The organism is Dyella caseinilytica, from assembly GCF_016865235.1.
Lineage (GTDB): Bacteria > Pseudomonadota > Gammaproteobacteria > Xanthomonadales > Rhodanobacteraceae > Dyella_B > Dyella_B caseinilytica.
The window spans coordinates 4,539,304-4,551,740 of record NZ_CP064030.1; the positions used below are offsets into that span (position 1 = coordinate 4,539,304).

Annotated in this window: 11 protein-coding genes; all 11 read right to left on the minus strand. The window is 61.3% G+C overall.

Annotated features, from left to right (window positions below; all coding sequences use genetic code 11):
- Window positions 1-5 precede the first annotated feature (5 nt).
- Complete coding sequence (locus ISN74_RS19875; protein ID WP_188795706.1) at window positions 6-1,715, minus strand: putative porin; 1,710 nt, start codon at window positions 1,713-1,715, stop codon at window positions 6-8.
- Window positions 1,716-1,927: 212 nt separating this feature from the next.
- Window positions 1,928-2,599 carry an energy transducer TonB family protein gene (locus ISN74_RS19880; protein WP_188795708.1) on the minus strand — a complete coding sequence of 224 codons (672 nt, stop codon included), beginning with the start codon at window positions 2,597-2,599 and terminating at the stop codon, window positions 1,928-1,930.
- A gap of 19 nt (window positions 2,600-2,618) precedes the next feature.
- Window positions 2,619-3,023: an ExbD/TolR family protein gene (locus tag ISN74_RS19885; protein WP_188795710.1), complete on the minus strand. Its 405-nt coding sequence runs from the start codon at window positions 3,021-3,023 to the stop codon at window positions 2,619-2,621.
- Window positions 3,010-4,848 carry a DUF2341 domain-containing protein gene (locus tag ISN74_RS19890; protein WP_188795712.1) on the minus strand — a complete coding sequence of 613 codons (1,839 nt, stop codon included), beginning with the start codon at window positions 4,846-4,848 and terminating at the stop codon, window positions 3,010-3,012. Before ISN74_RS19890 ends, ISN74_RS19885 begins: the two co-directional genes overlap by 14 nt.
- Before the next feature lie 40 nt (window positions 4,849-4,888).
- Window positions 4,889-6,517 (minus strand): ShlB/FhaC/HecB family hemolysin secretion/activation protein, encoded by a 1,629-nt coding sequence (locus ISN74_RS19895; protein WP_203546661.1) that lies wholly within the window; start codon window positions 6,515-6,517, stop codon window positions 4,889-4,891.
- A 644-nt stretch (window positions 6,518-7,161) separates the two neighbouring features.
- Window positions 7,162-8,160, minus strand: coding sequence for a FecR family protein (locus tag ISN74_RS19900; RefSeq protein ID WP_188795713.1), 999 nt, complete (start codon window positions 8,158-8,160; stop codon window positions 7,162-7,164).
- Between the two features lie 4 nt (window positions 8,161-8,164).
- Entirely contained in the window at window positions 8,165-8,674 is a 510-nt protein-coding gene (locus ISN74_RS19905) for an RNA polymerase sigma factor (protein ID WP_229678882.1), read from the minus strand.
- 48 nt (window positions 8,675-8,722) lie between these two features.
- Window positions 8,723-9,625: an STN domain-containing protein gene (locus ISN74_RS19910; protein ID WP_188795717.1), complete on the minus strand. Its 903-nt coding sequence runs from the start codon at window positions 9,623-9,625 to the stop codon at window positions 8,723-8,725.
- Between the two features lie 65 nt (window positions 9,626-9,690).
- Entirely contained in the window at window positions 9,691-10,509 is an 819-nt protein-coding gene (locus tag ISN74_RS19915; RefSeq protein WP_203546662.1) for a heme ABC transporter ATP-binding protein, read from the minus strand.
- The gene (locus ISN74_RS19920) at window positions 10,506-11,564 is read right to left on the minus strand and encodes a FecCD family ABC transporter permease (RefSeq protein ID WP_229678884.1); all 1,059 of its coding nucleotides are present in this window, start codon (window positions 11,562-11,564) and stop codon (window positions 10,506-10,508) included. The genes ISN74_RS19915 and ISN74_RS19920 overlap by 4 nt, the downstream gene beginning before the upstream one ends.
- On the minus strand, window positions 11,561-12,397 hold the full coding sequence (locus tag ISN74_RS19925) for a heme/hemin ABC transporter substrate-binding protein (RefSeq protein ID WP_203546663.1): 837 nt from the start codon (window positions 12,395-12,397) through the stop codon (window positions 11,561-11,563). The genes ISN74_RS19920 and ISN74_RS19925 overlap by 4 nt, the downstream gene beginning before the upstream one ends.
- Window positions 12,398-12,437: the final 40 nt, after the last annotated feature.

Consider the following 12,437-nt stretch of genomic DNA (forward strand, 5'->3'; position numbering starts at 1 on the left):
AGCCCTCAGAACTTGGTGCTGATCTCGAACTGGACGATGTCGAGGGTGAACGGCGGTCCGTAGACCTGCTTGGCGCCGTAGTAGCGCGCCGACACCCAGGTACGATCCGCAATGCCGTAGTCGGCGCTGAAGATGAAGCCCTTGGCATTGGTGCCGCCGAGATGGAAGTTCTGATCGGTGAGGCCATCGAGCGTCGCGTCAGGCTGCAGGTACTTGTAACCGAGTGCGATATTCCATTCGTTGGCGGCCATCGGATGCGGATTGCCGATGATGCCGCGCAGCAGCCAGCCGACCGGGCCGCTCTTGTAGGGGCCGGTGGTAGCTTCGCCAGTGGTGCTGGTGCTGCCCTGATAGTTGTTCACCGGAACACCCAGGCCATCCGGATAACGGTCGAATGCGTCGCGCGTGCTGTAGGCCATGTTGCGTTCGTATTCGGCCTGGATCTCCATCGGCGTCTCGCCAATCTTGAAATCGATCTTATTGGTCAGATCCGCGACGTGATAGTTGTACGACAGGCCCACGAACTGCGGCTGCGCATAGTTGTCCGGCGACGACGTACTGGGAATGATGTCGCGCAGCAGGAACACCGTATTGCCCCATTGCATATAGTCAGGCGCGGTATCGTCGGTGCTGCAGTAATTTTGGCCGGTGGTGGCGAGGTAGCACGGCGCGGAAAGCTGCCCCTGCATGTGGTCGAAGAAGTAGTAGGCCAGCGCAACCTTCCAGGTCGCGTCGTTGGCGAACCGCCACTGAAGGCCGAATTGCGCAGCACTCAGCCAGTTGTCGCCGGCGGAATATTTGGCGGTGCTGTAAGAATCGGTGGGGGCGTTGTTACTGGTGTACTGGATCGGAACCTCGCTCAAGGTCGCGAAAGCCTTCAAGTTGTCGGAGAACGGCAGATCACCATGGGCGGCGACACCGTCGAAATTCAGCTCAGGCGCAAAGATCAGGTCGGTGACCATAAACGGATCAGGCATGCGGCCGGCCGTGAGCGAAAAATTCGAATTCGGCTGCCAGCGGATCCACGCCTCATTCAACCAGATGTCTTTCTTTTCCAAACCACCACCGAGCGTCTGCGTGGTCGACACCGGGTTGTCGTCATCGCCAGAAGCGAGGGCCACACCCGTCGTGATGGTGTCGCCGAGCTTCACATGCATACCGATATGCGCCTGCAGGCGCAGCATGTTCGGGCGGTTCTCTGTCGAATTGAGAATCGGAGGGAGCTGGCCCGACGTGATGCTATTGATGTCATACGGACCGGTTTGGTTGAGCTGGGCGTAGTTAATGAAGTCGTCGGCATTTTTACGGCTGTAGAGCCACGACTCATCGCGCACATGCACATCGCCGTACCAAGTGATGCGGTCAAGCCAATCGGGCAACGCATTGGGTTCGGCCCAATGTTCGTTCTTGGCTTGTGCGATCACTTCCTGCTTTACCTGATCGCGAATTTCATTGCGCACACTTTGCGGTACATAGGTGACGCGCACATCGCCCGGTTTCGCACCATCGGCAATAGTGGGCACAGCAGCGGGCTGCGCGGCGGCGGCTTGTGCCTGCGCGGCTTCGGCGTTGGCCTGCGAAAGCAGACCATCAGCCTCGGACTGCGTGATCAAACCTTTCTTCACCATCAAGTGGATCAGGTTGATGGTGGCGTTCGGCGAGGGCGCAGCATCCTGCGCGAACGCGTTGCCGCCCAGCATTAAGGCAACGGCCATACACAACATCTTCAAGCGAGGTGCGCTCTGTGCCCGACTCCCTCTCCCCTCCGGGGAGAGGGTTGGGGTGAGGGGCTGCACTGGCCAGGCACCCTCGCAAGTGCGACCCCTCACCCTAGCCCTCTCCCCGGAGGGGAGAGGGGACAGATCCGCTGCACCCTGCAAACTTACGGTTGGCGACTTCATTCCATTCTCCAAATCATTTCGATAATTCAGCCGGGTCGATAACCGCGCATGGCGACGCGAACCGGCATGCCTAATCTCGGGGGTGGTGGCGTGTCGACGCGTACGGTGCGCAACACTTCAATCAAGGCTTGGTCCGTGCTTTGCGAACCGCTGGAATTGACCAGCTCCGCGCGCGTCACTTCGCCGACCGCCGACAGCCACAGATTCACGCGCACATTGAAGACCAGGCGACGCGTGCGGTCGTCATGCTGGATGGCTTCCTGCAGCGCGAAGCTCAGATACTGCTCGTACGATCCACCACCGCCGCCACCACCGCTGCCCACCATGCCGCCACCTTCGCCGGCGCCGATGTTGAACGAGTCGTTGCCGGCTTGTGCAGGACCATTGATGGTGATCTGCTTGGCAAGATCCGGCGCCTGTTTCGGTGACTCGACCGGCTTCACCGGTTCGGCCGGTTTGGGAATGTCTTCTTTGACGACCTCTTCCTTCTTCGGCTCCGGCGGCTTTTCTTTCGGCGGCGGAGGTGGCGGCGGCAACGGCGTGATGGTGGCAATGCGCGGCGCTGAGCGGCGTACGCCCACTTCGTGCCCTGCCAGCATCCAGATCAGCCATGCAGCCGCGAGCACCACCAACACGGCGATGATGCGTCCGCGCCATCGCCGCCATCGGGTCTCGTCTGTGTAACCGGGCTCGAACATTGCGCGGCGCTCCGGTCCGTCAGGTGGGCTGCTTGCCGGTCACCAGACCGACTTGCGTGAGATCGAGACGCCTCAGCAGATCCAGAATGTCGATGACTTTCTGGTACTGCACATTCGAATCGCCTTTGACGATCACCGGAAAATCCGGCGTCAACGCTTTCTGCTGGCGCAGGCGCTGCTCCAGTTCGCCGATCGTCACCGGAAACGCATCCAGGAAAATCTGCCCGGTGTCGGACACGGTGATGGCCTTGGTTAGCGGCTTGGCCAAACTGACCGACGCACTCGCCTTGGGCAGGTTCACTTTCACGCCCTGCACCGCCGCGGTGGTCATGATGATGAAGATCACCAGCAGCACGTACGCCAGGTCCAACATCGGCGTGATGTTGATGTCGTCGTAGGGCTTTTCTTCGTCATGAACCTGCATGGCGCACCTCGCGTGCCTCGGTCGACGATTGATCGACCGGACGATGCAGCTCAGCCAGACGGGTGACGAATTCGTCGACGAACACCTGCATGTTCGCCGTCACCGACTTGTTGCGAGTCAATAGGTAGTTGTAGCCAAACAGTGCGGGAATCGCGACGAACAAACCCGCTACGGTGGCAAGCAATGCGGCGGAGATACCTGGCGCAATGGCGTTGATGTTGACGTCGCCCGCCGCTGCAATCGCGGCGAAGGTGATCATCACGCCCACCACGGTACCGAGCAGGCCGAGGAAGGGGCCGCCTGAGATCGCGATGGTCAGCATCACCATCGAGCGCGATAGGGCCTGGTTCTCGCGCACCAAGGTCGAATCCATCACGGCGCGAATCGCCTCGATCGATTCAGAGGCAATCACCATGTGACCGTGCGTATCGCGACGTCGCCAGACTTCCTTGGCGCCTGTTTCATAGAGTCGGTACAGCGAAGAGCCGGCCAGTTCCTGCCTGATCGCCGGTGACACGTCGTTGCCGGACAACCCAAGCAGGTTGGCGCCCAGATCGCGATAGCGGCGGATGAAACGTTCATTGGCTGACGAGACTGCCGACACATAACTGCCGCGCTGCCACATCACCCACCAGGAGATCAGGGCCATGATCATCAATGCCCCGATGACCACCCACGCATCCACCGTGACCGACTTGACGATGATGCCGAAGTAGCCGAAGCCAAAGCCGGATTTCTTCTCGTCTTCGCCGTAGGCGATCAATTTCGATTCGGCACCCTGCGACAAGGCGTCAGCAGCGATGACCGTGGCCGAACGCGCTACACGTGACAGACGCAGTTCGTCCATCTGGCCGACGAACGATGCAAACGGCACGGCGGCGCCCGTGGTTCCGGCGATGTCGCCACCTACCGTGGCGCTCCCGCTCAATGCAGGCAATGCAGCGGCGACGTTGGCGTACGGACGGCCATCCACATACAACGCGATCTGACCGTTCGATGCAGTCACCGCCAGATGCGTCCACTGCCCGGCCTTCAACGGTTGACCGGCGGTCGTGCGCAGCGGCTTGTCACCGCCATCCACTTCGACGAACGGCGCACCGCCATCGATGCCGATAAGCAAGGCCTTGCCATCCTGACGATGACCGTAGATCAGTGTCGGCGTGGTCGGCAGCGCATCCAGCTTGATCCAGGCGCTGAAGGTGAAGCTGCCGCCATCCTTGATATCCAGCGAGGAACTCGTCGGCAGTGTCAGCACGGTCGAACCGTCGAAACGCGCCGCGCTGCCTGCAATGCCACCATCCACCGTGCGCAATGCACCGCTTACCGCGTTGTTGCCGTAGGCAGTCGCGTCTTTCGGCGGCTGGCCACTGGCTTCATCGAAGTGATAGACCAGGGTGTAGTCGGCGTCGAAGGTCGCCGGACCGCTGCTGAGCGCCGGTGCCTTGCTGTTGCCGTAGTACATCCAGATGGTTTGCTGGCCGCTTGCTGGCAGGTCTTGCACATCCAGCCAGATCTGCGCGACGCCCATGACCGGATCGAAGCTCTCGATCTGATAGTTCAGCGGCGTCTTGCCGTCGCTACCGATAAAGCGCAGATCGTCACCGGTCTTGCTGATGCCGTCGAACTGGAAGTTGCCCGGATGCAGGCGGATCAACAACGGCATGCGTCCCGCCGAGTCCGCGATGTTGGCACCCTTGCTGGTGGTATCCAGCGTAATGGGCTTGCGGTACGACCAGTCGTCGTTCCACCACGAGGCCTCGGCCGCTCCGCTTAGTCGCGGCAGCAGCAGGAGGCACAGTGCGCATACATAGATGAAATACCGCATTGTCGTTGAACCCCTATCTGGAAATGTGGCCCGCGCCGCGTCAGAGACCGGCCTTGACGCTGAAAAGCAGGTGTCCGTCATGCGCCTTCGTATCCACGCCGTTACGCAGTGGGTAGGCGTATTCGAGAACACCATTGAAGTAATGGAACACTGTGAACTGCGTGCCGACGCCGGTACTCAGCAAGGTGAAGCGGCCATGCTGGTCCGGCAGCGGATCGATCAACATCAATCGCGCGCTATCGACAAACACATGGAAGCGCCAGTCATTTGCCCACGATCCCACCCACGAATGAATCGATGGCGTGCGCATCTCGACCGACGCGATGGCACCGTTGTCGGCGGTGTCTTCGGCCGACAGATAACCGCGCACAGTGGTCATGCCGCCCGCAGCGAACTGTTCACTGGAGACCAGCGGCATGCTGGCCGCCTGCGCACTGCCGCGAGTGTAGAAGGCAAAGCCGTCGGCGAACGTGTGCAGGTAGTTGATGTCCAGATGCAGATCGGCGTAGTCGTCGTGCGCTTGGTAACGCTGGTTGTCGAAGGCGGTGTTGCTGCTGCCCGCGCCGCGCAAACCAAAATTGCCGGTCAGCGTGAAGCTGGAACTGGATGTATCGGTCGTGTGCTGGCCCGTATACGCAGCGCTCAGCGGGTAATACGTCAGCGGCGCATAGGTGGTCTGTCCGCCCAGGGTGATGTTCTGGTCGAAGTGCTTTCGGCTGAAGCCGAACGACACCATCTGCGTGTAGTCGCCAAGCACCGGCAATTGGTCGGTAGCCTGGAAGCTGAAAGCGTTGCCCTTGCCGAGCACCGTCGTGCCGCCCAACGTGTTGGCGTTGCTGTTGGATTTGTAGGCCGAACCGAGCAGGCTCCAATTCGCATTCAACGGCGCCAAATAAGACAGCGCATACACTTCGGTCGCGTGCGGATCTTGCGGTGCCACGATGTACGAGGCGGAAATCGTGTGACCTAGCTGCCAGAGATTGCTGTAGCTGACGTTGGCGATCGTGCGTAGATCAGGCGTGTCCGCGCTGTGATCGTTATCCACTTCGACACTGCCGTGCCAGGGATCGGTGTCATCGACCTTGAGTGCGACGTCCATGGTGTCGGGCAAGCTGCCTGGGCTCAGCACGGGAACAACCTGCCGGCCTGGCTGCACACGATTCAAATCGGTCAGCTGCTGCTGCGCCTGGTTGAAATTGGGAATGCTGCCTTCGGCCAGTGCCGGCACCGCATCGCGAATTTCCTGCGGCGAGTGATACTTCGCCCCCTCTACGCGCACGCGGCCGATGCGGTTCTCCACCACTTGCAACAGGATCACGCCGTCGTTCACATGTTGCGGCGGAATTTCCACCACCACCGACTGGTAACCCTTGGACTGATACAGCTTCTGCAACGCGTTCTGCGCTGCGTGCACATCATTCATGCTGCGACCGGGACCAAGGAACGGCTCGACCGATTCCTCGATATCCACATTGCCAAGCAGCGTATTGCCGCGCACCAGGTATTCGTTGATCTGGAAGCTGGTCGGCGCTGACGCAGGTGCTGCCGTTGCAGCCGGCGCTTGACTCTGTGCATGCGCATAAAGCGGCAGCGAAAGCGTCATCGCCATCAGGGAACGCAGGGAACCACCTCGGCGCCGTAGCGCGCCAAATCCATTTCGCATTCTCATTCGCCGCCCCGTTCCTGAGTCGACGCATCGACTCGCCACCCTGTCCGAGTCGATGAAACTACTGCGCGCTTTGTAACCGGATCACGACAAAGGCGTGTCTGCTTCACAACACGCACAAGACTTGGCACTTCGGATACGTGAAGGTTTTGTCTACGCGTCGTTTCCGTGCCTGCATGCCTATCGCGAACGCGTAAAGAACGGGAGCCCCACCCTGTCCATGCACTGCGCGCCGCGCCACTTCCTTGTGGCAGAAGAGATCGCCATCCCTGCGGCCAATTTCTCATTCGCTTGATCACGCAAAACGTATCCTTATTACAGCGGCATTTAGCCGTCCGTTTGCACAAGTCAAAAAGCCCCCGCACGCGAACGCGGCGGCGCTGCGCGTGATGCGAATATTCGAAGAGAGGGCATCCGTGCCCGTCCACGACTTCCTTGCTGGGATAGACAGGCGTCGCCACGGGCGACTGAACCTTGTCACGAAAATTTAATTTTCCGCAGGGAAAGAGGGGGTTTTACGGTCATTCCGACATGAAAGTGTCATGTGTTTGGACACATGATCGCGGGGTGAATCGTCCGCGCGCGATCAGCTCCCACCGCTGACAACGCAGGGCGGTAGTGACTTGCGTGGCGTTCCCGCTAGCGTGCTAGCTCAAAATAACGATTCCGCCCGGCAACGAAGTGACCTTCGCGCCGTAAGCATCCTGAATCAGCGCCGCGACATCAGCCAACTGATTGAGCGAAAACCTTGCCTGCACCTTGCGTGCGGCGAGGTCGTCATTGGCAAGAATGATGCGCCCGGGGCGGTAGCGGTTGATTTCCTCGACCACTTGCGACAACGACTGGCCATCGAAAATCAGGACACGGCGACGCCAGGCCATGACCATCTCGATATCCGCAGCGGTCACCTGGCCGATGTGCCCACTGCCGTAATCCGCCTGCTGCGCGGTGTTCAGCACAGCACTGTGTCCGCTGTAGTTCAAGGTGATAGCGCCATCCAATCCGGTGACCTGCACATCCGCGCCGTAGCAGCGCACATTACACCTGGCTTGCACACCGACATCGATGCGCCCGCCGCCAGCGAAGATTGGCACTGGCCCCGTCGCATCGGCGGTGGCTTTGACCTGGATTTCGCCGCCGAGCAGATCGATGCCCACCACCCTGCCCTGCGCCTTGCGCAGATTCAGCGCGGTCTGGGTGTTCATATGGATGACGACGCCCTGGCCCAGATCCACATCGCGCTGTTCGCCGGTGCCGGTGCGGTAATCGGCCACCATGTCCGATAGCGAAGGCCACAGTTGCAGCGGTGGATGCACAACGGCCAGTGCAGCGGTGGCGGCAATGGCGGCGCCGAGAAAAGCGCGTCGGGTCATGCGCGGCTGGGTACGCGGCAACGCCACTACGTTGCCTGACGCTGTCTTTATCTGTTCGTGCGCCAGCCACGATTGCGCGGCAGGACCCAGGTTTTCCCACATGCGGCGCGTTTCGGCAAAGGCTTCCACGTGCGCACGGCTCTGCCCGCACCAATGTTCGAAGGCGCGTGCGTCCTGCATCGTGGCCGCCCCGGACGTCAGGCGCAGCAGCCAGTGCTGCGCTTCTTTGTGCAGCGCGGCACGCTGATCGGCGAAGTGTTCGGAAATCCGCATACCCCTAAGACTCTTTTCCTGCACCAGGACCGAACCGCTGGATCACTTTTCGGTCAAGGCGCTTGCCGCAATGCTCAAGCGCCCGCTTCAATTCTTTGCCTACCATCCGCACCGAGATGCGAAAGCGATGGGCGAGGTCCTCTTGCGATACATCGTCGACACGGGCGGCGATCAGGATGGCACGCTGCCTGGGCGTGAGCTCCTGCAAGGCGTGCCCCAACGCTTCCACTTCGAACCGGGCGTGCACGATCCGGGCCGGATCCAGCGTATCGGCGCCGACGTTCAAGAGCTCTTCGACTTCGGTGCCGGTGAGGTAACGTCCGTCCGCTTGGCGCTGGTCGGCGGCCACGTTGATCGCCATGCGGAACAGATAACCGGCGGGATTGCTGGAGACTTCCGAGTGATCGCTCATGCGCTTGATGCGCAGATAGGTCTCCTGCAAGGCGTCGTTGGCCGCCTCGTCCGAACCCAACCGATGCTTCAACCGGCGCCGCAATTCCTGGCGGCGCTCCATGAATAGACGCAGCAGCGGCAGTGACGTGGATTCCATCGTGAATCGCTCTCAGCCTTGCGGCGGCAACGCGCCGGCACAGGCGGAACCCGGTCGGCCCGGCAGCAGCAGCAACGTGATGGGTTGCGGCATGTCCACCGGAGGCGGATCCAGGGTGAGGCTATCCAAGGCGTTGCGCACCTCATTCTCGCGCTGTGTGTTGCGCATGGACGTGAGCAGCTGGGTGCGTTCCACTTTTCCGGATGGGGCGACCCAGATCTGCATGGCCAGGCGATAGGTGCCTGGCCGCGTGCGGTCGGACTGGCACAACGCCGTCTCAATAGGGTGTTGAATCTTTCCTGCGTAGCGTTCAGTCACAGCGTCGATTCCCCCAACCTGCATCGCTTCCGGTTTTTCTTGCGCAGCGATAACACCGGTTTCGCCAGACTCGGCGAGCTTCAACGTAAAGGCTTCATCGCTCGAATAACTTGCGACGAGCCCGGTCCCTGCCAGCAATCGCGTCAATGCCTCGATCCGGTCGAACTCGCCGCGGACGCCGGGAGATTGCCGTCCCGTCGCCAACACGTTGTCGACCAATACTGCCTGCCCTGTCAGCTCGCTATACGCGCGCAACGCCGTCAACAGCGGCTGCGGGGGTATGTCGAACGCAATGGTATTACCCACTTCGAATTGTCCGGCCGGTTCATTGGCGGCAGGAACCGCCTGATACGCCGCATCGCCTGCCGCCACGGGCGACAGGACGGTAAGCGCCGAACCCAGGACCAGACCGATGAACCGCTGCAACGTGAAGCACTTAAGCCCCTTTATGTCGAAAGCACCGCACGCTGAATAACCTCCTAGGGCCAGCGTAGAGACTATGCCGACAATATGACAACGAATGACATAGCCGGCAGCCCGGTCGTTGGAAAGCATAGGCAGGCGCTTCATAAGCCCGTAGATCAAGCGCTTGAGCATGGTTCCGGGATGGCGCGTGCACAAGTGACAGAGGTTTGTTTAGAACGTGTCGGGTCTAAACCGGCTTACCGTGGCATCACTATCCATTGGCCCTGATTGACGGGCACGCGATCCAGCACCAGTCCATACACTTTCGACAACGCTTGCGCATCCAGCGCGTAATCCGGCGTACCCAGACGTACCAGTCGCCCCTGGGTCAGCAGCGCAATCTCATCGGCATAGCGTGCGGCCAGGTTCAGATCGTGCAACACGACGATCACGCCGTAGCCTCGGCGCGACAAGGCGCGCATCTGCTTGAGCATGTCGTGCTGATGGGCGATATCAAGACCGGCTTCGGGCTCGTCGAGCAACAACCACGCCGGCCCATCCTGCTGTTCCCAGACTTGCGCCAGCACTCTCGCCAGTTGCACACGTTGCTGTTCGCCGCCGGAAAGCTCCAGATAATTGCGGCCACGCAAATGCGCCACCTGCGCCAGCCGCAAGGCTTGCTCGACGATGACGGCATCCTGCGCGTGCGTTGCATGCCTGCCGCCGGGCGTGCGGCCCAGCATGACGACTTCTTCCACCAGAAAGGCAAAGCCAAGCTGAACGTTTTGCGACAGCATGGCGCGACGCCGCGCCAGTGACATGGTTGGCCATGCGGACAATGGTTTGCCATCCAGCGACACCTCGCCGAGCGAAGGCGCCATCCATCCAGCCAGCGCTCCCAGCAAGCTGCTTTTGCCCGCACCATTTGGACCAATCAGGGCCAGCACGCGTCCCGGATGCGCCTGCAGGTTTATGCCTTGCAAGACGGCGCGTCCCTGGCGTGTGAGGTGAATATCGCGCGCCGCCAGCACGCCACTGTTGGCAGACGGCGAACGCCAATCCAGCGGTGTATTCATGCGCGCACCCCGCTAGTGCGCGTGCGCATCAATAGCCACAGGAAAAACGGGCCACCCAGCAAGGCCGTGATGATGCCGATCGGCAGCTCGGCGGGCGCTACCACGGTACGCGCGACCGTGTCGGCGCCGATCAGCAGGATGGCACCGCCCAAGGCCGAAGCCGGCAACAGCAGGCGATGATCCGGCCCCCACATCATGCGTATGGCGTGCGGCACCAGCAGGCCGACAAAACTGATGACGCCGCATGTGGCGACTGCAGCGCTGGTGGCCAGGGCGGTGAGGGCAATCAACAGTCGCTGCAGTCGCTCCGTGTGATACCCGAGAAGACTGGCTTCGCGTTCGCCAAGCAACAGCGCGTTGAGTGCGCGTGCATGGATGGGCAGCCACAGCAGCGATAACAGGATCCACGGCGCAACGGCCACCAATCGTATCCAATCCGTACCGCCGAGACTGCCAAGCGTCCATAGGCTGAGATCGCGCAACTGGCGCTCGCTCGCCATATAAGTGAGGACACCGATGCCAGCCATCGATATCGCATTGATCGCCACACCCGCCAGCAACAACGTCGCGGCATCCGGACGGCGGCGGCCGATGGCATAGACCAGCGCCGTCGTCAGCAAGCCACCGGCGAAGGCGGCGATCGTCACCCCGAACGAACCCAGCAAACCCGCACCGAATCCGCCACCCAGCACAATGACGCCGATCGCGCCTAAGGCCGAGCCGGATGACACACCGATCAATCCCGGTTCCACCAGCGGATTGCGAAACATGCCCTGCATCACCGCGCCACTGCACGCGAGCGCTGCACCGACCAATGCCGCCATCAGCACGCGTGGCAAGCGCAGAGTAAGCACGATGGCGTCGTCCGCTTGCGCTGGCTTTCCGCCCATTCGGCGCAGCAGTGCACCGAAAACATCTTCTGCGCTCAGGTGCATCGCGCCGCAAGTCATGGCGAAGGTGGCAACGATCAGCAGGGTCACACACAAGCTGCCAAGCACCACGCGATGCCCTGCCCTGCGGCTGGCCGCGGGCAACGCCATACCTGCGCTGTTCATGGCGGCAGCGTGGCGGCGAACTTACCTTGCAAGCTCAGTTCACTGTCCGCATTGCGTGGACCAAACCCCAGCAGCGCCTGGCCGTCGACGAAGATCACGTGCTTGCGCTGGCCGGCCGGCGTTTGCAGCATGCCCGGCAGCGCGAGCACTTGCCCGATATCGCCAACGCCATCGGCACGCTCGCTCATCACCACCAGCACGTCCGGCGCAGCAGCGACCAGCGCTTCGGCGGACAACGGCTTGTAGCCGCTGTAAGCCTGGATCGCGTTGCTGCCACCGGCCAGTGCTATCGCGCGATCCGCAGCCGTGTCGTGTCCTGCGGCAAGAAAATTTCCTGCGCCTGCCGATAGCAGGAATACCACGCGCGGATGGTGCGGCATGGCGGCCACGCGCGATTGCAGCGCAGTGTAACTCTGCACAAGCTTGGCATTGAGCTGGCGGGCCTGCGCATCGCTGTTGAGAAGATGCCCAATGTCATCAATTTTCGCCATCACGTCCTGTGGCGATCTTGATGGCGGCAGAAGGTCCAGTGTCACGCCAGCCTGGCGCAATTGCTCAAGCACCGTGGCCGGTCCCGCGTCATGCGTGGCGATCACTTGCGTCGGATGCAAGGCCAGAATTCCTTCCGCGTTGAGCTGGCGCACATAGCCCACGTTGGGAAGCTGGTGCGCAGCCGCAGGCCATTCGCTGGTGCTATCCACACCAACGAGCTTGGCTTGCGCATCCAATGCGTAGATGGTTTCGGTGATATCGCCGCCCAGCGCCACGACACGCTGCGGCGTATCGCCAGCGCGTGCCAGTGGCGCCAACGCAAAGATCAGCAACATTGCCATGCGCTTGACGGCAACCCGCCTTCGCCGGAACAACGTTCGG

What these genes read in the sequence shown, in the direction of transcription:
- ISN74_RS19895 (WP_203546661.1), bottom strand. Translation starts at nt 6,517, where the DNA reads ATGAGAATGCGAAATGGATTTGGCGCGCTACGGCGCCGAGGTGGTTCC.
- ISN74_RS19890 (WP_188795712.1), bottom strand. Translation starts at nt 4,848, where the DNA reads ATGCGGTATTTCATCTATGTATGCGCACTGTGCCTCCTGCTGCTGCCG.
- ISN74_RS19880 (WP_188795708.1), bottom strand. Translation starts at nt 2,599, where the DNA reads ATGTTCGAGCCCGGTTACACAGACGAGACCCGATGGCGGCGATGGCGC.
- ISN74_RS19910 (WP_188795717.1), bottom strand. Translation starts at nt 9,625, where the DNA reads ATGCTCAAGCGCTTGATCTACGGGCTTATGAAGCGCCTGCCTATGCTT.
- ISN74_RS19925 (WP_203546663.1), bottom strand. Translation starts at nt 12,397, where the DNA reads ATGGCAATGTTGCTGATCTTTGCGTTGGCGCCACTGGCACGCGCTGGC.
- ISN74_RS19920 (WP_229678884.1), bottom strand. Translation starts at nt 11,564, where the DNA reads ATGAACAGCGCAGGTATGGCGTTGCCCGCGGCCAGCCGCAGGGCAGGG.
- ISN74_RS19915 (WP_203546662.1), bottom strand. Translation starts at nt 10,509, where the DNA reads ATGAATACACCGCTGGATTGGCGTTCGCCGTCTGCCAACAGTGGCGTG.
- ISN74_RS19905 (WP_229678882.1), bottom strand. Translation starts at nt 8,674, where the DNA reads ATGGAGCGCCGCCAGGAATTGCGGCGCCGGTTGAAGCATCGGTTGGGT.
- ISN74_RS19885 (WP_188795710.1), bottom strand. Translation starts at nt 3,023, where the DNA reads ATGCAGGTTCATGACGAAGAAAAGCCCTACGACGACATCAACATCACG.
- ISN74_RS19875 (WP_188795706.1), bottom strand. Translation starts at nt 1,715, where the DNA reads ATGGCCGTTGCCTTAATGCTGGGCGGCAACGCGTTCGCGCAGGATGCT.
- ISN74_RS19900 (WP_188795713.1), bottom strand. Translation starts at nt 8,160, where the DNA reads ATGCGGATTTCCGAACACTTCGCCGATCAGCGTGCCGCGCTGCACAAA.